We start from the raw sequence: 21012 nt of genomic DNA on the forward strand, positions 1-21012 counted from the left end.
GTCGCCTTCGCAGGCACACAGGATGAGCCAACCGGGCTTGCCATTTCATCAGGATGACGTATGGAATTTTTCAACGATCCGACGCTGTTGGCCGCAGGCCATGCGCTGTCGACGCTCCTGCAATTCAACCGTCTGATCTTCCTTGTGTTCGGCGTCGTGGTTGGACTCGCGATCGGGCTCCTGCCGGGGATCGGTGGGCTGACAGGCTTTGCACTGCTGGTGCCGTTCACTTACACGATGGACCCGTATGCGGCCTTCGCCATGCTGCTCGGCATGGCGTCCGTCATCACCACTTCGGACGTGATTCCCGCCGTGCTGTTCGGCGTGCCGGGACATGCGGCTTCGCAGGCGACCGTACTCGACGGCTTGCCCATGACGAAGCGCGGTGAAGCGTCGCGCGCATTGAGCGCGTGCTATATGTCGTCGTTGTTCGGCGGTCTGATCGGCGCTGTCATTCTTGCGTTTTCGCTGCCGCTGGTGCGGCCGTTCGTTCTTTCGGTTGGCACGCCCGAAATGCTCGGGCTCACGATATTCGGTGTTTCGATGGTATCGGCACTGTCGGGCAACGCGCCGCTGCGAGGCGTGGTCGCAGCCTGTTTCGGCATCCTGGTCGGTATGGTGGGCACCAACGTCGCAACAGGGCAAATGCGCTGGACAGGGGACATTCTTTATCTCCAGGACGGTATTCCGCTGGTACCGATCATCCTTGGAATCTTCGCGCTGCCCGAGTTGTGCGAGCTCGCCATCCGGCGCACGGCCATCGCCGAGAATGTGCAGTTCAGTTCGCGCGAGGGGATGCGGCAGGGCGTCGTCGACAGTCTGCGCAACTGGTTTCTGATTCTTCGCTGCGGCGGCCTTGGCGCGATCCTCGGGGCGGTGCCGGGCATCACGGGTGCGGTGACGGACTGGATCGCCTATGGTCACGCTCTGCAGACCTCGAAAGGCGCGAAGCAAACCTTCACCAGGGGCGATGTGCGCGGCGTGATCGCGCCTGAAGCAGCCAATAACGCGCGGGAAGGTGGCAGTCTCGTGCCGATGCTGTCGTTCGGCGTACCCGGCGGCGCGGCGCAGGCTATCCTGCTCGGGGCGATGATGGTGCATGGATTTATCCCCGGCCCCGACATGCTGACCAAGCACCTCGACTTCACGTATTCGATGGTCTGGTCCATCGCGCTGGCCAATATCTTCGGCGCGGGTTTGTGCTTTCTGCTCAGTGGCCAGTTCGCCAAAATTTCGACGCTGCGCTACACGCTGATCCTGCCCGTCATCATGCCGATTATCTACGTCGGGGCTTTCCAGGGTTCGCGTAGCTGGGGAGACCTGTTCGTGCTGCTGATTGCAGGCGTGATCGGCTGGACCATGAAGCGTCTGAGATGGGCACGGCCGCCGCTGATCCTCGGCCTCGTGCTTGGTGTGCTGATGGAGCGTTACATGTCGATCTCCTTCGTGCGCTACGGCACGGATTGGGTGACGCGCCCGGTCGTCATGGTGCTGCTCATCCTCGCAGCGCTGGTTTTTTTCAAGCCGATGTTCACCGCGCTGCGCGTGGGCGGGTTCGCGCGGATGCGCCCGAGCGGGACGATCACGTTCAAGCGCGAAGACCTGGTCTATGTGTTCTTTATCGGCGTCGGGATCTACATGCTGGTGACGGCGCAGAGCTGGCTGTTGATGGCGAGAATCGGGCCGACGGTCATCGCGAGCATTCTCGTCATCGCCGGAACGCTCAGCCTGGCGTACAAGGTCCTGGTCATTCCTGCTCATGCAGGCGCGGCGCACGCCGGCGGCGGCATTCACATGGATGTGTCGAGCGATCATGAAGAGAAGCTGTCGAACACGGTGACGCTGTTGCGGGCAGCGAGGTTTCTCGGCTGGTTCATCGCCTTCCTCGTCTGCATGTCCCTGATCGGCATGATCCCGACGGTGCCGATCATCATCGTGGCGTTCATGCGTATCGAGGGACGCGAGTCCTGGCGGTTGAGTCTGATTCTCGCCGCCTGTGTGACGGCGCTCATCTATGGCGTGTTCGACCAGATCATTCATATCCCCTGGCCGAGCAGTCTCCTTTAACGCGCTCATCATGGCGATGCGTCGTCGACGGCACGACGCGAATTCGACGCTCAGCATCGTTTGAATGGAAGAACCCCGGAAGGAAACAGGAATGACGGACAACCGACTCGAACGTATCGACCCGGACAAGGCCACCGGCGAACAGAAGAAAGTGATTTCGCGGCTGGGCGAGGGGCGAGGACGCATCCCCACACCGTTCAACATCTGGCTGCACAACCCGAATCTGGCGGAAGGAATGGAGATCATCGGCACGCATGTCGATCACTCGCCCGTGCTCTCCGAGGCGGAGAGCGAAGTCGCGATTCTGTCGACGGCCGTTTTCTGGAATGCGGCGTATGTCATCGCCAATCACAAACGGCATGCGTTGAAGTCGGGCGTGCCGGAAGCCGTGGTCGCTGCAATCCTCGAAAAGCGGCGACCCGAAGCTGGCAGTGACCGATTCGGCCTGATTTGCGATGCAGTCTGCGACATTCTTGCGGGCGGGGCGATCGACGATACGCGTTTTGCTCGCTATGACGCAGCGCTGGGCCGTGCGGTCATTGCCGAGCTGCTGATCACGGTCGGCTACTTCACGTCGATTTCCCTCGGCATGACGCTGCACGCGCTTCGGCCCAAGGACTGACCCGAACAGACCCGGCGGCGGGTGTGATCGACAGTGTGCCGTCGCACGTGACGTTGCTTAACCAGAAGGTGAAACCGCAGAGGTACACGACGTGTCAGCTCTCGACTGGTACCTGCAGATCAACCTGAAGGCGCGGCACCTGCGCCTGCTCGTGACGATCGACACATACCGCAACCTCACGCAGGTGGCCGACGTCACGCATGTGACGGTGCCCGCCGTCTCGAAGTCACTGGCCGAACTCGAACGGGGACTCGGACTCTCGCTGTTTTCGCGCACGGCGCAGGGTCTCGTGCCCACGCCGTACGGCGATTGCCTGATTCGCCACGCGCGGGAGATGCTGACCATCCTGCATCAGGCGCGCGACGAACTGAAGGCACTGAGTTCGGGGACCGAAGGCAAGGTTCACATCGGTATGTTGCCCGCCTCGGCTTCCGTGCTGCTGCCGCAGGCTTTGAGCATCCTGAAGCAGCGCTCGCCCGGAACCAACGTGATGGTCACGGAAGGTACGACGGCGCTGCTGCTGCCTGAACTCTGGCAGGGCCATCTCGATCTGGTGGTGGGCCGTTTGCCGCCGCCGGATACGCTCGGCAGCTTCCAGGAGAAGGAGCTTTTAGAAGAGCCCGTGACGCTGATGACGGGCCGTCATCATCCGCTGGCGCGCAGGAAAACGCTGGCATGGTCGGATCTGCGACCCTTCCCATGGATACTGCCGCCCGTCGGTTCGATACTGCGTGACCCGCTGGAGCGCGCGCTCGAAGCGCACGACGTGCCGTTGACCAGCAACTACATCGAAACCCTCTCGATTCACGTTGCGCGCGCGCATCTGCAAATCTCGGACTTCATCGCTGTGATGGCCGGGACGCCTACTGGCGACACCGCTCAGCCGCTTCATACGCTTCCGTTGAGCCTGCCCCGGCTGTTGCGCCCGGCCGGCGTGCTGTGGAATCGCAATCGCGGCTTGACGCCCAGCGCGCAACTGATGGTCGCGTGTCTGGAGGAGGCCGCGCAACGCCTGCAGGCGGGACTCGGCAATGCCCCGCGTGCAGCGTCGTCATCCGTCAAAGGGAACCGGCTCCACGCGTCTCCCGAGGCGACTTGAGCGTACGTCCGTCGTCGTAATCCTCAATATGCGCAGCCCGCCGCACATGGCGGGTTTGTCAGCTTGCTGCCAGCTTTTTGACAGTTCGGCCGCTCTACACTTCGTCGTGGTGTACCCGTTTTTCACAAGAGCGGAGACCGTGATGAAGAAGATCATTCTTGCGTGTTTGACTCTTCCCGTGTTGCTGGCGGCGTGCGCTGCACCACCCGCTGACAATGTATCGAGCGCCCATATCACGCCCCGTCAGTGTCAGGATCTCGCGGCGCTCAGACAGGGTGCTGAACCCACGCATCAGCGCCTGGGCAGCGAGGCGGACGTGCTGCTGACGGCGGGATACAACTCGGTGACCGATGCGGACATCTATCCTGGTGCCTTGCATCATGCCCAGCGACGCGTCAACTACTGGTACGCGAAAGACTGCCAGAACATAAAACCGGGTTGATGCTGCCGGTGCGCGCACCCTGTGCATTCACAACGCTGCATGTGACAGCGAATGCGATGCTTTGCGGTTAGCTATTGAGTCAACATAACCGGAGACTCAACCTTGTCCGCGAAGGCGTTGCTGCGCCCTTGCAAGGCTCCCTGCAAGCATTGTTTTTTGCACCGCACGAACGGACGGCGCGCGTCCTTTCGAAGCGCTCCCATCGATATTGCCATCAAGCCGATTGACCCGACGAATCCGTCGCAATAGCGTCGACATCCATTTCTCATACGCATCCACGAGCTACGCGCAGCGGCGCCCGACACGCCCTGCGCCGAGCTGGAACGGCAACTGCGTCATGCATGCCATGGCGAGGCGCTGACGCCGGCACGCGTTCGCACAACGCTCCGAGGCTTTACCGAATGGTTAAGGCCCGCGCAGGTTAATTCAATAGACGGAAAACCAGCGCGGAAAGATCATTCAGTCAACGAGATCACCTGAACAGCCGTACAACTTGCCAGCAATTGGCGAGCGATAAGAGGCAGGTTGATCCGATTGTCCAAGTCAAAGGAGACTAAGTTGACCAAGAAAGTCCACCTCAAGCTCGCTATCGCCGAGCATCCGCATACTGCTGCCATCCGTGACGGTTCCATCCCTATCGAAGGCGTGGATGCCGAGTTCATCACGGTTCACCCGCAAATCGGCGCGTTCCGCCGGATGGTGCGCGATGTCGAGTTCGACGTGTGCGAACTGGCGCCGACGACGTACATCATCGCGCGTGCATATGGCGCGCCGTTCGTCGCGCTGCCCATCTTCGTCGTGCGCCGCTTCCACCATGCAGGCCTACTGGTGCGTCCGGACGCCGGGATCAAGTCGCCCAAGGACCTCGAAGGCAAGAAAGTCGGCGTGCGCGCCTATTCGGTGACGACGGGCGCATGGACGCGTCAGGTACTGATGGACGAGTTCGGCCTCGATGCATCGAAGGTGACCTGGGTTGTCGATGACGAAGAGCACGTCACGCAACTGAAGCTGCCGCCGAACGTGATTCACGCGCCCGCTGGCAGCTCGCTGGCGGAGATGATGGAGAAGGGCGAACTGGTGGCAGGCATGCACGGCAACGCGGGCATTGGCCGCACAGGCGCGCCGACGGGCGGCTGGAAGGAAGTCGAAGCCGACTACCCCGACCTGTTCCCGAATGCGGCCGAACTGGAAGCCGAGTACTACACGCGCACCGGGGTTTATCCGATGCACGGCACGATCGTCGTGAAGGACTCGGTGCTCGCCGAGCATCCGTGGGTCGCCAAATCGATCTACGACGCATTCGATCGGGCGAAGAAGGAATGGCTGACGCGTCTCGATGCGGGCGAACTGACCGACAAGAAGAACAGGAAGTATGTGGAGCTGCAAAAGATCGTCGGGCACGATCCGCTGCCGTACGGCATCGAGGAAAACCGCAAGACCATCGAGGCGCTCGAAGCGACTGCGTTCAAGCAGGGCCTGACGCCGCGCCGCATGTCGATGAGCGAGCTGTTCGTCGATCCCCGCGTTTGAACTCCGGACGGAAGAAAAAATGATCATCGATTGTCACGGTCACTTCACGACCGTCCCCGCTTCCTTCCGCGACTGGCGCGCCAGGCAGATCGAGTCCGCCAACGACCCGGCCAATGCGCCGCCGCTCTCCGGCGCGCACGTCAGCGACGACGAGATCCGCGAAGGTGTCGGCAACGGCCAGCTGCGCCTGCAGAAGGAACGCGGCGGCGACCTCACGCTGTTCTCGCCGATCGCAGGCCTGATGAGCCACCACCTCGGCAACGAACGCACGAGCCTCGAATGGGCCGAAGTATCGAACAACCTCGTGCGACGTGTCTGCGATCTGTACCCGGACAACTTCGTCCCCGTTTGCCAGTTGCCGCAGTCGCCGCTGGCGCCGCCGAAGAATTCCGTTGCCGAACTGCGCCGCTGCATCGAAGAGATGGGCTTCGTGGGCTGCAATCTGAATCCCGACCCGAGCGGCGGCTACTGGACGGGTAAGCCGATGACGGACCGCGAGTGGTATCCGCTCTACGAGGCGCTGTGCGATCTCGACGTGCCCGCCATGATTCACGTCGCGGCCTCATGCAATCCGTGCCATCACGGCACCGGCGCGCACTACCTGAACGCCGATACCTCGGTCTTCATGCAACTGCTGCAGGGCGACGTGTTCAAGGATTTCCCGACGCTGCGTCTCGTGATTCCGCACGGCGGCGGCGCGGTGCCGTACCACTGGGGACGCTACCGGGGCATGTCGCTGGAGATCGCGAAGCGGCCGCTCGAAGGGCTTCTGAACAACGTCTTCTTCGACACGTGTGTCTATCACCATCCCGGCGTCGAACTGCTGACCAAGGTCGTGCCGACGAGCAACGTGCTGTTCGGCTCCGAAATGATCGGCGCCGTGCGCGGCCGCGATCCGAACACGGGCGAATACTTCGACGACACCAGGCGCTACGTCGACGCGTGCACGGCACTGAGCGACACCGACCGTCACGCGATCTTCGAAGGCAATGTACGCCGCGTCTATCCGCGCCTGGACGCACACCTCAAGGCCAAAGGACTGTAACGAAGCCGATAGCTGGACGGACATCATGAACTTCATCGACATTCATCCTCACATCATCTCGGACGATGAGAAGCGTTACCCTCCCGCGCCGCTGTTCGGCAAGCGTTCGGACTGGTCGCAGGAGCGGCCCAACACCGTCGAGGCGCTGATCGCGGCCATGGACGAGGCAGGGGTCGCGAAGGCCGCCGTCGTGCATTCGTCGACCACGTACGGCTTCGACAACAGCTATGTCGTCGACGGCTGCAACCAGTACAAGGACCGGCTCGCGGCCGTAGGCTCCGTGGACATGCTGGCCGACGACGTGCCGGCAGTGATCAAAGGCTGGGCCGACAAGGGACTCGCCGGTTTGCGCATCTTCACGGGCGGCTCGACCAAAGACTTCGACCCGAGCGAACTCGATAACCCGAAGTCGTTCAAGGCATGGGAGATGCTGGCCGAACTGAAGCTGCCGATGTGCATCCAGACCGGGCCGATCGGCCTGCCGCAAGTGCGCATGCTGGCTGAACAGTTTCCGGCGGTGAACATCATCCTCGATCACCTTGGCCGCCCTGACGTGCTCGACGGTCCGCCGTATGCGAACGCCGCCAGCCTGTTCGCGCTCGCCGATCTGCCCAACATCTACCTCAAGCTCACGCCGCGCATTTTCGGCGATGTGAAGAAAGAGAAGGCCAGCGCAGAGACCTTCTTTCCGCGTGTGGTCGAAGCCTTCGGCGCGCAGCGCCTCGCGTGGGGCTCGAACTTTCCGACTTCGCCCGGCACGCTCAAGGAGATCCTGGCGACGGCTGAAGCAGGATTGGCCAGCCTCGGCGAAGAAGAGCGTACCTGGATATTCGGCAAGACCGCGCAGAAGCTGTATCCGGTTCTGAGCTGAGCCTAGACAACATGCCAACCGCGCGAGCGGCCGACTGAAGCGGCGCCGTGCAGCGAGAAAGAGAGATCCACATGTCCAACATTCGCCTCAACAGCATCATCCGTGCGTTCGAATCGGGCAAGGCTGCGCACGCTGCGTTCGCCAAGCTCGACAAGCAGACGGCCATCGAAATGAGCGATTCGCCCTATGACGGCATCGTCTTCGAGATGGAGCACAACCCGTACGATGTGAGCGCGCTCGGCGACGCATTGCAGTACATGCTCAGCCGCAAGCAGATCGTCGAGACGGCGTCGGTGGCGACCAAGGTGACGCCGATTGCTCGCATCCCCGCCAACGGCATCGAGATGAACCAGAGCTTTGCGAAGCAGGTGCTCGATCGCGGCGCTTACGGCGTGATCTGGCCACACGTGGCGACCGTCGAGCAGGCGTACAACGCGGTCGCATCGTGTCGCTACGCGCGGCCGAAGAGCGCGCCGCTGTACGAGCCGAAGGGCGTGCGCGGCGACGGTCCGGCCAATGCGGCGCGCTACTGGGGTCTGTCGATGCAGGAGTACTACGACAAGGCTGACGTATGGCCGCTCGCGCCGCAGGGCGAAATTCTCGTCGGCCTGATGTGCGAGAGCACACAGGCGATCGAAAACCTCGACGACATCCTCGCCAACGTACCCGGCATCGGCTTCATCCTGATCGGCGAGGGCGACCTCAGCCAGGAACTGGGCTTCCCGCGCCAGTACGAACACCCCGAAGTCGTCGATGCGATGCGCCAGATCGTCGAGACCTGCAAGAAGCACGATGTCGTCGTCGGTCATCCGCACGTGACGGCGAAGAACCATCGACGTCTGATGGAAGAGGGCTACCGCTACCTGATGTCGGCGCCGCAGCGGACTTACGGCGTGGTCGGTCTCGCGCGCGATATGGCTGGCTACTGATGAACGGCGCCGAGACCCTCGTCGCGACTCTGGTCGACCAGGGCGTCGACATCTGCTTCGCCAACCCGGGCACGTCGGAAATGCATTTCCTGGCCGCGCTGGGCAACAACCCGAAGATGCGCAGCGTGCTGTGCCTGTTCGAGGGCGTGGCAACGGGCGCCGCCGACGGCTGGTACCGGATGAAGGACAAGCCTGCCTCGACGCTGCTGCACCTGGGGCCAGGCCTCGCCAACGGTCTCGCGAACATCCATAACGCGAAGCGCGCGTCTTCCGGCATGGTCAATGTAATCGGCGAGCATTCGGTGTCGCATCTCAAGTATGACCCGCCGCTGACCTCGGATATCGAAGGACTCGCGCGGCCGCTGAGCCACTGGGTGCGCCGCGCCGAATCGGCGGACACCATCGGCTGGGATGCTGCGCAGGCGGCGGCCAAAGCCAGCGGGCATCCGGGGCAGATCGCCACGCTGATTCTGCCCGGCGACACGTCGTGGCAGCAGGCAGATGCGGCGCCCATGCTGCCGCCGCCTGTCGCCGCACATCGCAAGGCGCCGGGCGCCGCGCGCATCGAGCATATCGCGCGCGTACTACGCTCGGGCGAGCCGACGCTGATCATCCTGGCCAACAAGGCAACGCGTGGCGCAGCGCTGGAGAAGGCCGGCCGCGTGGCCGCGGCCACGAGCGCGAAGCTGGGCTCGCAGTTCTTCACCGCGCGCATCGAGCGCGGCGCAGGCCGTGTGCCGATTGCGCGCATTCCGTATGCGGTCGCGCAGGCCACGGCGTTTCTAAAGGACTACAGGCACGTCATCACGGTCGAGACGAAAGAGCCCGTCGCGTTTTTCGCTTACCCGGACAAGCCCAGCCTGCTGAAGGCCGAGGGCACGCTGGTGCATGCGCTCGTCGAGGAAGACGAGGACAGTGAACTCGCGTTCGACATGCTGCTGCAGGCGCTCGACGCTACGGGCACGACGCCGCTCGTGCAGCCGCGCATCGAGACGCCCGTGCCGAAGGGCGCGCTCAACCCGGCGAGCATCGCTCAGGCGTTGGCTGCGGCCTTGCCCGAGCACTGCATCGTCGTCGATGAATCGCTGACGACGGGCCGCGAGTCGATGAGCCTGACGATGGGCGCGCTGCCGCACGATCTCATCAACAACATGGGCGGCTCGATCGGTTACGCCACGCCAGTGGCAACGGGCGCGGCGCTCGCATGCCCCGACCGGCGCGTGTTCTGCATGGTCGGCGACGGCAGTGCGATGTACACGATCCAGTCGCTATGGACGCAGGCGCGTGAAAACCTGAACGTCACGACGATCATCTTCGCCAATAACAGCTACGCGATTCTCAAGGCCGAGTACGCAAACATGGGAGCGGGCGAGCCGGGCGAACGCGCGCTGTCGATGATCGACATCGACAAGCCACGCATCGACTGGCTGGCGATGGCGAAGAGCATGGGCGTGCCGGGCATTGCCGTCGAGACGGCGGAGAGCTTCCACAAGGCAATGGTCGATTCGACGCGCGAGCCGGGCCCCTGCCTCATCGAGGTCCGGCTGTAATTCGATTCTCAAGACACAAGAATACGGAGAGACATCCATGACAACGACGCTGACCAGCGTGCCGACGCTGCGTACCAATCTGGCCGACTATGCGGTCACCAAAGCGATGCGGGACGGACGCGTAAAGTCGGATCTCGTGACGCTGGACTTCTGCGGGCCGACGCCGGCGCACAACGGTTTCAAGGCCATGGTGCGCGAGAGCAGATTCGACGCCGGCGAACTTGCGATCGTGACGTTCCTGCAGGCCAGGGCGTACGGCAAGCCATACGTCCTGCTGCCGACGCCGATCTCGGGGCGCTTTCAGCACCACTGCGCGGGTTACAACATCGACTTCGGGCACCTCGATCCGAAAGACATCGAAGGCAAGAAAGTCGGTGTGCGCACCTACACGCAAACGACGGCACTGTGGATTCGCGGCATTCTGCGCCACGAATATGGCGTCGACCTCGACAAGGTCACGTGGATGACATTGGGCGACGGACACCTTGCCGAGTACAGTGATCCGCAAAACTGCCAGCGTCTGCCGGCCGGATCGTCGATTCCGGACATGATGCTCAAAGGCGAACTGGCTGCGGCGCTCCTCGGCGAAGACATGCCGAAAGACGAGCGCGTGCGCACGCTGGTCCCTGATGCGCACGCTGCTGCGAAAGACTGGTTCGCGCGCTCGGGCGTCGTGCCGATTAACCACATGTTCGTGGTGCATGAGAATCTGTCGAAGGAACGGCCGGATGTCGTGCGTGAGCTGTATCGGATGATCGTCGAAAGCCGCTCGCTTGCCGACGGTGTGCCCGCCATCTTCCCGCCTATCGGGGTTGAAGCGAACCGCAAGGGGCTGCAACTGGCAGTCGACTGGGCGCTCGATCAGAAGATCATTCCGCGGCGCCTGTCAGTCGACGAGTTGTTCGACGAGGTGACGGGCAGCCTCGGCTGAGCGACGAAAGATCGCATCGGGTAAAACAGACAGATCATCGGAGACGAACACGTGGAGATCGCTCGATGCAAAGAGGTGCGGCGGGAGAATCGCTGGGGCATTCTCGCGCTGCTCGCGCTCGGACTGATGATCTCCTTCGTGGACCGGACGAGCATGTCGGCTGCGCTCGCGGATCATCATTTCGTGCGTGAGTTCGCGCTGACGAACGTCGAGCGCGGCTGGCTCGGCTCCGCGATGTTCTGGTCCTACGGCTTGCTGCAAATGCCGATGGGCTGGCTGGTCGACCGCTATGGCGTGAAGTGGCCTTATTCGATCTGCTTTCTGCTGTGGTGTCTGGCGGCAGCAGCAACGGGTGCCGTGACGACACTGTCCGCGCTGATACTCGTGCGCTTGCTGATCGGCATTGCCGAGTCCGTCGTGGTGCCTGCCACTTATCGGTATCTCGCCAACAACTTCGATGAAACCCAGAAGGGCACCGCGCTCGGGATCTATTCGATCGGCGGCAAGATGGGGCCGGCGCTCGGTGCGCCGATCGCGGCGTGGCTGATCGCCATCAGTTCGTGGAAGGCGATGTTCGTCGTCACGGGTCTGGTGGGACTGGTCTGGCTTGTGCCGTGGCATCTGATGCTCAACAACGATTTCCCCTCCAGGGCCGAGCTTGCAGTGGCGAAGCGCCGCGCGGCCTCGGTACCGCTTGGCAATCTACTGGCGAGCCCCGTAGTGTGGGGCGGCTTGATCACCAACTTCTGCTACAGCTATTTTGCGTTCTACTGCATGACGTGGATGCCGGCGTATCTGGTCGAGCAGCGCGGGCTTTCATTGAGTGAGTCGGGCCTTTATACATTCTTCAGCTTCGCTGGCATCGCGGTGGTGGCCGCATTCGCCGGATGGGCGGCAGACCGGCTGATCGTGCGCGGACACGATGCTGTGGCGGTACGCAAAGCGTTCATCGTGACGGGGTTTATCGGCGGCACGACGGTTTTGCCTGGCGCTTATACAGACTCGCCGCAAATGGCATTGTTCTGGAATGTCGTGTCGCTTTCCCTTTTGGGTCTCGTCACTGCGAACAATCTTGCGCTCGTCAAGCTCACGCTGATTCCGAAGCAGGCAGTGGGTTTGAACACGGGCTTGCAGCAAGTGGCGACCAGTCTCGCGGGCGGTGTTTCGGCCAGTCTGTCGGGCTGGCTGTTGCATGTAGGACACAGCTACACGCTGCCGATGCTCGCCATTTTCGGTTTCCTGTTGCTCGGGGCCACCAGTACCGTGGTGTTGCTGCGGCGGAAGTGGGCGCCGAAGGTCAATTCGAGCGTATACGATGACTCGCAGACAGCTAACGTGGCGGCGCGGACCTTGCCGGATGCGAGCCTGTTAAAGCCGGATACCCGTCGATTTCACACCGATTCCTGAACGACGACTGCCAACGTGTCTGCATGCCTGTTTTAACCTGACGGTTAAGACATTCGCGTTTTTATTCAATGGACGGCACGGGTACGCGTGACGATGATGACGGCGTCGCCCAACGGCGCTTGCGCCGCTGTTTCAGACAACACGCACCGAACCAGCCTTCTGCGGTAGCTGCCTTATGCCAACAAGAATCTCCGATAGTTACTCGCACGTCGACAACGCGCAAGGCAGCCCTCTCTCATGACGCGGATCAACGATACGTCGTCGCCGGCGATCGCGGCGCGCGCTGGCATGGCGCCCTTGATGCAGCATTCATCGTTGACGCGGTTCCTGATAGCGCGCGTCGGTTCTATCACCGCGCAGCAAATGCTGATGCTGGCGATCAGCTGGCATATGTACGATCTGACGTCGAGCGCGTGGTATCTCGGTCTCGTCGGACTCTTCCAGTTCATGCCCGGGCTTGCCACGACGTTCGTTGCCGGTCATTGCGCCGATCGCATGCATCGCGGCAAGATCGTCGCGGCGTGTCTCGCGGCCCAGGCCGTCACGGCCGCGCTGCTTGCCATCTCCACCATGACGCACGTCGTGACGCGCGACCTGCTGCTCGGGCTCTCGCTCGTACTCGGTGCGATCCGGCCGTTTCAGATGTCGGGTCAGCAGGCGCTGCTGCCGATGCTCGTTCCGCAACCCTTGCTGGCGCGCGCGATGGCGCTCAGCACGGTGGTGCAGCAGGTGTGCATCATCGCCGGGCCGGCGTTGGGCGGCCTGCTGTTCGCGACGGGCGTCAATGCGCTCTACCTCACTTGCGCCGCAGTGTTTTGCGTCAGCGCCGTGATGTATGCGCTGATTCGCTACGACTACGTTGCGCCGCCACGCGAACCTGTTACGGCGGCGACCGTCCTCGCCGGCTTGCGCTTCGTGTGGAGCAACCCGCTGTTGCTCGGCGGCATCTCGCTCGACCTGTTCGCCGTTCTGTTTGGTGGCGCGACCGCGCTACTGCCTGTGTACGCGAGGGAAATACTGCACGTCGGGCCGCAAGGTCTGGGCTTGTTGCGCTCCGCGCCCGCGGTGGGCGCATTGTGTGTTGGCCTCGTGTTGTCACGGCGTGCCATTCGTAACAGCGTCGGCAAGAAATTGCTCATTGCTGTTGCCGTGTATGGCGTTTCGATTGTCGCGTTCGGAGTGTCCCGCTCGTTTCCGCTGTCACTACTGTTGCTGGCGATTTCGGGCGGCGCCGACACGATCAGCGTGATCGTGCGCCAGACGCTGGTCCAGCTGGAAACGCCAGATCGCATGCGCGGACGCGTCGCTGCCGTGAATACGCTTTTTATCGGCGCGAGCAACCAGCTGGGCGAATTCGAATCAGGGTTGGCCGCGACGGTGTTTGGCGTCATCGGCTCAGTTGTGCTCGGCGGATGTGCGACGGTTCTCGTCAGCGTCGCATGGAGTCGGCTGTTCAAGCCGCTAGCCAGACGCGATACCTTGCACTGATCGAAGCGCGTTAACCTCCCGGTTAAGGCATCGGACTTTAACTTCAATAGACGGCAAGCGTGCAGCGCACGATGATCACCATACGGTCTCTGCTTCCCGAATGAAGAGAGACAGGTTGGGTCATTTGCTGCTGCGGCTTGCCCGGTTTTCCTGCATCGCCGCTCAGCACGGAGAAACGTATGAGCGGGCAGTGCAAGTCACTTCGTGTCCTCGTCAAGGACTGGTTCGGCAACGGCGGGCGTTTCAAAGTGACCCGGGCCGATCGCTCGAAGACGATGTCATGCCGGGTCGTCAAAGTCGAAGTCGCGCATTCGTCCGGCACGTACGCACTTGTTTTCTTTCGACACAACGACGGCTCATGGTGTGTCTATCCGCCTCCCATCGTTCATCCAGCGATGAATTGGGCTTGAACTGCGCCAGACCCGACGCGCATCCGGCAAGAGAGCCTGAGGCCAGTCGGGAACATTCGTCATGTCGATCCACGACGAAGAACAACCCCATTGAATTCACGTTCAGGAGATCAGCACGCGTGCTCGATTCGCCTGAGTTGAAGGCCGAGATGTTCGGTCAGTCGTCCATCGTGGTTCGCGCCCGTTTAAGCGGCGGATTGCATTGCGTAACTATCCGTACTCCTAATAACAACGAAATCAAAGATAGGTATTTACCCTGATATCGCAACCTGATAATCTGTGGGTACTGGCTGCGCTAGTTTGAGACGCAGCCCCTACCAGGCAGTATTCGGAGAGGCAGGTTGCCATGAAATCGCTGATAAAAGCTGTCGCTGTTTTCTTTGTCGTTGCCACGCCGGCTGCTTCGTTTGCGCAAGCGAATCAATCCCCCGTCACACGGGCCGAAGTTCGCGCCGAACTGATCCAGGCCGAGAAAAGCGGGTACAGCCCGCTTGCGTGGGCGGACTACCCGTATGGCGAAATCCAGGCCGCCGAATTCCGCGCGTCGCGCAAAGCGACTGCCGCTGATACCTCCGGTTATGGCCCGGCATCCAGTGGCACCTCGCAGTCCGGTGACATCGCGCGATGATGTCGAATTTCTCGTTCGAACGGTTCCACGTCGCATCGAACTTGAAAGCATGGTGTGGTCGCAGTTATCCCTGAAACGGACCTGATCCTGCGCGCAGTCTCGACCGCGAGACTGCGTGCAAAACATCCGATGCCTTCCGGGCGATTACGCAGACGAATGACTGCCTGATGACTGTCGTGCCCGTTCACGGACCCATTCCCGAACCCTGTCTACACTTACGATCAGCGCGCCCGTCTCCCCGTGGGAGGGCGCCTGGCGCCGAACACACATCCGCGCCTACGCATGCCGCCGGCCGGTGCTTCTGAAACCGCGATACCTGCCGGCGTCACCACTGCCACGTCGGTCATGACGCAAGTGGTCTGATTCGACGTCTTCGTGAAACTGTCCGCTCACGTCAAGAAGGAAACGATCATGTCGACACAGGCCTATGGCTATGACGTCCTGCACAATCCCCGGCTCAATCACGGTTCCGCTTTCTCGCATGAAGAACGTCAAAAGTACCGCCTCGAAGGTTTGCTACCGCCAGGTGTGAATACGCTGGAACTGCAGATCGCGCGCACGCATGCCGAACTGGCGCAACTCGACAACGATCTGCAGCGCTACCTGTTTCTGTCCGATCTGCAGGCGCGCAACGAAACGCTCTTCTACGCGCTCCTGATGTCCGATCCGGCAACCTACATGCCCATCGTCTACACGCCGACGGTCGGCGAGGCCTGCCAGAAGTTCGATCATGTGTTCAGGGCCACGCGCGGTCTCTATCTCCCGATCGACGCGCGCGGCCGCGTGAAAGAACTGCTGCGTAACTGGCCCGAACAGGACGTACGGTTCATCGTGGTGACGGATGGGGAGCGCATTCTCGGGCTGGGCGATCTCGGTGTCGGCGGCATGGGCATTCCGATCGGCAAGCTCGCGCTGTACACCGCCTGTGCAGGCGTGCCGCCGATGCATTGCCTGCCCGTCACGCTGGACGTCGGCACGAACAATGTCGCTTTGCTGGAAGACCCGCTCTATCTCGGCTTGAAACATGAACGCGTGCGTGGCGACGACTATCACGCCTTCGTCGATGAGTTCGTCGACGCGGTGCAGGAGATCTATCCGAAGTGCTGCATCCAGTGGGAGGACTTCGCCAACTTCAACGCGGTGCCCTTGCTCGCGCGCTTTCGGGACAAGGTGTGCACCTATAACGACGACATCCAGGGCACGGCCGCCGTCGCGCTGGCAGGCGTTTATGCCGCGCTGCGCATCTCGAAGCAGAAGCTGACCGACCAGCGTTTTCTGTTTCTCGGCGGAGGATCGGCGGCGACGGGTATCGCCGAATTGATCAGCGAGGCAATGGTGCTGGAGGGCCTCGACATCGACACGGCGCGCAAGCGCAACAACCTGTTCGACGTCAACGGGCTGATGGTGCAGTCGCGCGCCGACCTCGCCGATTTCCAGAAAATCTTCGCAATCGATCACGCGCCTATCGACGCTTTCGTCGATGCCGTGCGAGCGTTGAAGCCGACGGGCATCATCGGCGTGAGCACCGTGCCCAAGCTCTTCAGCCAGCCGGTGATCGAAGCGATGAGCGAACTCAACGAGCGGCCGATCATCTTTCCCTACTCCAATCCGACCTCGCGCTCCGAATGCACGGCCGAAGAAGCGTACCGATGGTCCAAAGGCCAGGCCATCTTCGCGAGCGGAAGTCCGTTTGGGCCGGTTCAGATCGAGGATCGCCACTTCGTGCCGGGGCAGGGCAACAACGTCTATATTTTCCCCGCGATGGGCATGGCGGTTTTCGCCACGGAGGCCACGCGGGTGACGGAAGAAATGTTCATCGTCGCGGCCAAAGCGGTCGCAGAACAGGTCAGCGACGAGAGCCTCGAAAAAGGCCTGATCTATCCACCGCAAAGCCGCATCTTCGAGGCATCGATGCATGTCGCGGCTGCGGTCGCGGAGTACATTTTTGATCACGGTCTCGCGCGTGTCGAAAGGCCCGACGATCTCGTTGGACACATCAGGTCGGTGGCGTATTCGCCGGAGTATCGGGACATCTGACGCGGCCTGAATGCGGCGTCCGTCGCGGCTTTAAAGCGGACGCCGTTCCTTCACCGGTCGTCGATCTGTTCGAGCACCTTTTGACATGAATCCCGATTGGTATCGCGGTGATGAGGGGTGTATTCTTGTTTGAGGCTTTGCGCCGCCCTTCATTCCGACTTCCTACGTTATGGCTACCGATCCGATGTCCGGCACCCGGCAAGGGATTCTGGACCAGCTTCTCGAACACAAGAACGGTATGACGGTCGACGAGATCATCGCGGCGGTCGGCATTAGCAGGACCGCCGTCAATCAGCATCTGATCGCGCTGGAACGCCGCAATTTCATTCAGAAAGGTTCGCCGCGAAAAACCGGCGGGCGGCCGGTTCAGACCTATATCCTGACTCAGGAAGGGACGAATCAATTCCCGAAACAGTATTCATGGTTTTCGGCGCTGCTGGTGTCCACGCTTCGCAGCGAGCTAGGGCCCGAACGACTCGACCGGTACATGTTCGACCTCGGCATGAAGACGTCGGCAAACCTGATTCCGCGACTGGTGGGGAAGACGCGTTCCGAGCGCATTACAGAGACCGTCGCGATCATGAACGAGGCGGGGTTTCGCGCCTCGGAAATCGATCCCGAAGGCGCGTCGAAGCTGTCGCGGGTGGAGTGCACCAATTGCGTGTATCACGACCTGACGAAGGATTACCCGGAAGTTTGCCGCTTCGATATCGGCTTCCTCTCGGGTCTGATGGGAACCGAGGTCGAGCACCAGACCTGCATGCAACGCGGCAGCGATACCTGCCGGTTTCGCTTCAAGCCATTTGCCTGACGCCTCGTCTCGCTGCAACCAGTCGTCATACTTTTGCCGTTGATCTCCACACCTGCATGATGCGTGCGCGAACAACGAATCATGCGCGCGCATGCCTTCTTTTTGCTGTGCGGACCCTCTCCAGATGCGCTACGCGCAGTCCAACATTTAATTTGTAACAGTCCGGGCTTTCGACACTTTTGACAATAGATGACGTCAAAAGCCCTGCCTATGCTGATGTCACCGACCCACTCCGAGTCGCGCAGCAACCCTTGTTGCCTGCGGTGCTTCAAGGAGGCTTCAGATGACAATTGATTTCACGATGTCGGCACATCAGAAAGCGGTGCAGATGAAGGCACGCAAATTTTCTGAGTCTGTTCTAGCGTCGTTGATTCCCGACGCCGACAGGGAACTCGATCTGATCAGCGCATTTGTGAGGCGCAAGCCCGCGTACATCGAAGCTTATCGTCAGGGTATTGCCACAGCGATGCTGCCTTCGGCATACGGTGGCGCGGGGCTGTCGTGTCTGGACTTCACGATTGCCACCGAGGAAATCTCCGCAATCGATCCCGGATTCGCGTGCACGGTACTGTGTAATGGACTCGGCTTGATGCCGATCGTCTGGTACGGCGATGAAGCGCAAAAGCGTCGATTCGTCGGCGCCGCCACCTCGGATTCCGACGAGCAATATCTCGCCGCGTGGACAGCGGCCGAACCCCCTGGGGCGACGCGCGCTGCAACGAGCTTCGATAATCCGCTGACGGCCGCCACCATCGGACTGACGGCGACGCTTCGCGGCGATCACTATGTCCTGAATGGCCGAAAGAAATGGTCGTCGGCTGCGGGATGGGATGGCCGCGGATCGAACTCACAGATCGTCATTGCGCGCACGGGCGGCGAGGTCGGCTGCATGCGAGGACTTTCGGCCATCGTCGTCGAGCGCGGCACGCACGGGGTGAGCTGCGGTTTCCCGGCAGACAAGCCCTATCGAACCTCGGCGGACGCGCTCATTGAATTCAACAACGCCACCGTACCCGCCGAAAACCTGCTTCGCGGTACAGAAAGCCGGGGCGATCTGGTCATCAACCGGAATTTCGCGTGGTTCGGCCCGGTGGCGGCGATTGCGGCGGCCGGCGTGGCGCGCGCAGCCTATGAAGTCGCCCTGCGATTTTCGAAGCGCTATTCGGGCCGCTCGCTTCCGCCTATCCGCGAGTTCGAGCATGTGGGCTACGTGCTGGGCGAGGTCGCAGCGAAGATCGAATCGGCCCGCTATTTCGCGTGGCGTGCCGCGGACTATCTGGACAAGCACGATCACCACGCAGAAATCTTCGGTGCGATGTGCAAGATCAATGTGACGGAAACCATGTTCGACTGCGTGTTCAAATGCATGCAGATCGTCGGCGTGCACAACGCCGACAACCGGTACAGCTTCAATCGCAATCTCCATGATGCTGCGTTATTGCCGATCTTCGATGGCGGCAACATGGCCATGCAGCGGCGCCGCGTGACGGGTGTCCTCGCGGACGAAAGCTTCAATCCACGCGGTGCCATGGACGACGAATGCATCTATTCCCAGAAGCCAATGGCCGCAACCGGCTAGGTTGCACTTGCAGTTGATGCGCGCGCACGGAAATGATGCGGTTTGGTCTGCAAATCCAGCGCACGATGCTTCGATGAAATGTGGCGGCGCGACGCGCCGATTGGCAACCTGAAAAATTTCGAGTTCCTGCCATGTCGATCGATTTCACTTTGACTGCCGCGCAACAAAAGTTGCAGCGAAATGCCCGCGAATTCTCGGTGGAAATTCTCCAGCCTGTGGTCGCGAAAGCGGACGAAGAGCGTGACCCTCAAAAAGCCTTCATGTTGATGAAGGGCGCTTACCTCGAGTCCTACAAACTTGGCTTTGCGACGGGTTTCCTGCCGCGTGAATACGGCGGCGGAGGCATCAGTAATCTCGACCTGCAGATCGTCGCCGAGGAGATAACGGCCGTCGATCCCGGCTTCGCAACCGTGCTGCTGGTGAACGGACTCGCCCTCATGCCGCTCGTCTGGTTCGGCTCGGAGGCGCAAAAGAAAAAGTGGCTGGTACAGGCAACGAGCGATCCGCGCGGCGAATACCTCGCTGGATGGACCGTGAGCGAACCGGTCGATGAAACCGGGGGGACGGCGAACTTCGATCATCCTGGCGCGCGGCCGGCAGGCATCGGCCTCGTCGCAACGCATGACAGGTCGCGAGGAGAGTATGTCCTGAACGGCAAGAAGTATTGGCCGTGCAACGCAGGAGGATGGGACCTGATGGGCGCGGACGTGAACGTATGTATCGTTCGCACCGATCCTGCAAAGGGCGGGCAAAAAGGACTCAGCGCGATCGTCGTGCCGAGAGGGACGGCAGGTATCAGTTATGGCGAGCCGATCTCCAAGCTGGGTCACCGCCTGTGTCAGAACAATGCGATCACCTTCACGGACTGCCGCGTTCCCGAAGAAAATCTCTTCGCCGTTGGCGATGGAGATCTCGTCATCAGCAAGGCATTCACATGGTCGGGACCGGTTGCCGCTATCGCGGCCGTCGGGGTCGCACGATCGGCGTACGAGTTCGCATTGCAATGGTCGAAGACGCGCAGCGCTGGTGGCGGCATGCCGATGATCCACCATCAGGCGGTGGGCTACATGCTGGCGGATATCGCGATGAAGATCGAAGCCTGTCGTGCGTTCTCGTGGAAATCGGCGCACTACCTGGATCAGTTCGATTCGGATGGACATGCCGTCGGTGCGATGGCGAAGGTCTTTTGCGGCGAGACGCTGTTCACCACGGTCTTTCGGGCCCTTCAGGTAATGGGCGTCAACGCGCTCGACAGGCAGCACCCAATGGAAAAATTCCTGCGTGAAGCCGCTGTCTTTCCTTTGTATGACGCGGGGAATATCGGCATGCAGATGCGCAAGATCTGGGGTGTGATGCTCGATGAAAAGTTTGATCCGCGCGCGATCGCGGACTCGCGTCCCATGCCATTTCAGAAATCGATGGAAAGCGCGGGCGCGCTGGTGCCGCAGCATAGCGACGCGAAGGCTCGATAAGATTCGTGTGCAATCCGGGGATTCGTGCGTCAGACGCTCAGCGTATGACGCACGTCCCGGCTTTTTATGGTTGGTCCCCTCGCGTACTGCAAAA

The 21012-nt window shown here is 61.4% G+C and carries 17 protein-coding genes; all 17 read left to right on the forward strand.

From position 1 onward, the window contains the following. The first annotated feature begins 60 nt into the window (after positions 1-60). Complete coding sequence (locus PPGU16_RS29845; protein WP_180726345.1) at positions 61-2067, forward strand: tripartite tricarboxylate transporter permease; 2007 nt, start codon at positions 61-63, stop codon at positions 2065-2067. Positions 2068-2158: 91 nt separating this feature from the next. Further along, positions 2159-2689, forward strand: coding sequence for a carboxymuconolactone decarboxylase (locus PPGU16_RS29850; RefSeq protein WP_180726346.1), 531 nt, complete (start codon positions 2159-2161; stop codon positions 2687-2689). Positions 2690-2780: 91 nt separating this feature from the next. After that, on the forward strand, positions 2781-3788 hold the full coding sequence (locus PPGU16_RS29855) for a LysR substrate-binding domain-containing protein (RefSeq protein ID WP_180726347.1): 1008 nt from the start codon (positions 2781-2783) through the stop codon (positions 3786-3788). A gap of 142 nt (positions 3789-3930) precedes the next feature. Beyond that, entirely contained in the window at positions 3931-4230 is a 300-nt protein-coding gene (locus tag PPGU16_RS29860; RefSeq protein WP_180726348.1) for a hypothetical protein, read from the forward strand. Between the two features lie 558 nt (positions 4231-4788). Then, positions 4789-5760: an ABC transporter substrate-binding protein gene (locus PPGU16_RS29865; RefSeq protein ID WP_180726349.1), complete on the forward strand. Its 972-nt coding sequence runs from the start codon at positions 4789-4791 to the stop codon at positions 5758-5760. Positions 5761-5779: 19 nt separating this feature from the next. Next, positions 5780-6805 (forward strand): amidohydrolase family protein, encoded by a 1026-nt coding sequence (locus PPGU16_RS29870; protein WP_180726350.1) that lies wholly within the window; start codon positions 5780-5782, stop codon positions 6803-6805. 25 nt (positions 6806-6830) lie between these two features. Continuing rightward, entirely contained in the window at positions 6831-7676 is an 846-nt protein-coding gene (locus tag PPGU16_RS29875; RefSeq protein ID WP_180726351.1) for an amidohydrolase family protein, read from the forward strand. A gap of 71 nt (positions 7677-7747) precedes the next feature. Continuing rightward, positions 7748-8605, forward strand: a complete 858-nt coding sequence (locus PPGU16_RS29880; RefSeq protein ID WP_180726352.1) for an HpcH/HpaI aldolase family protein — start codon at positions 7748-7750, stop codon at positions 8603-8605. Beyond that, positions 8605-10155 carry an acetolactate synthase large subunit gene (locus PPGU16_RS29885; RefSeq protein WP_180726353.1) on the forward strand — a complete coding sequence of 517 codons (1551 nt, stop codon included), beginning with the start codon at positions 8605-8607 and terminating at the stop codon, positions 10153-10155. Before PPGU16_RS29880 ends, PPGU16_RS29885 begins: the two co-directional genes overlap by 1 nt. Before the next feature lie 37 nt (positions 10156-10192). Continuing rightward, positions 10193-11086 carry a type 2 periplasmic-binding domain-containing protein gene (locus PPGU16_RS29890; RefSeq protein WP_180726354.1) on the forward strand — a complete coding sequence of 298 codons (894 nt, stop codon included), beginning with the start codon at positions 10193-10195 and terminating at the stop codon, positions 11084-11086. Between the two features lie 126 nt (positions 11087-11212). Continuing rightward, positions 11213-12493, forward strand: coding sequence for an MFS transporter (locus PPGU16_RS29895; RefSeq protein ID WP_434064452.1), 1281 nt, complete (start codon positions 11213-11215; stop codon positions 12491-12493). Positions 12494-12781: 288 nt separating this feature from the next. Next, positions 12782-13981, forward strand: coding sequence for an MFS transporter (locus PPGU16_RS29900; RefSeq protein WP_180727099.1), 1200 nt, complete (start codon positions 12782-12784; stop codon positions 13979-13981). Positions 13982-14737: 756 nt separating this feature from the next. Beyond that, complete coding sequence (locus PPGU16_RS29905) at positions 14738-15019, forward strand: DUF4148 domain-containing protein (protein WP_180726356.1); 282 nt, start codon at positions 14738-14740, stop codon at positions 15017-15019. Positions 15020-15430: 411 nt separating this feature from the next. Further along, positions 15431-17056, forward strand: coding sequence for an NAD-dependent malic enzyme (locus PPGU16_RS29910; RefSeq protein WP_180726357.1), 1626 nt, complete (start codon positions 15431-15433; stop codon positions 17054-17056). Positions 17057-17225: 169 nt separating this feature from the next. Beyond that, complete coding sequence (locus PPGU16_RS29915; protein WP_180726358.1) at positions 17226-17867, forward strand: helix-turn-helix transcriptional regulator; 642 nt, start codon at positions 17226-17228, stop codon at positions 17865-17867. Positions 17868-18150: 283 nt separating this feature from the next. Next, positions 18151-19446, forward strand: a complete 1296-nt coding sequence (locus tag PPGU16_RS29920) for an acyl-CoA dehydrogenase family protein (protein ID WP_180726359.1) — start codon at positions 18151-18153, stop codon at positions 19444-19446. A 131-nt stretch (positions 19447-19577) separates the two neighbouring features. After that, complete coding sequence (locus PPGU16_RS29925; protein WP_180726360.1) at positions 19578-20918, forward strand: acyl-CoA dehydrogenase family protein; 1341 nt, start codon at positions 19578-19580, stop codon at positions 20916-20918. Positions 20919-21012 lie beyond the last annotated feature (94 nt).

The sequence above is a fragment of the Paraburkholderia largidicola genome (assembly GCF_013426895.1).
Classification (GTDB): domain Bacteria; phylum Pseudomonadota; class Gammaproteobacteria; order Burkholderiales; family Burkholderiaceae; genus Paraburkholderia; species Paraburkholderia largidicola.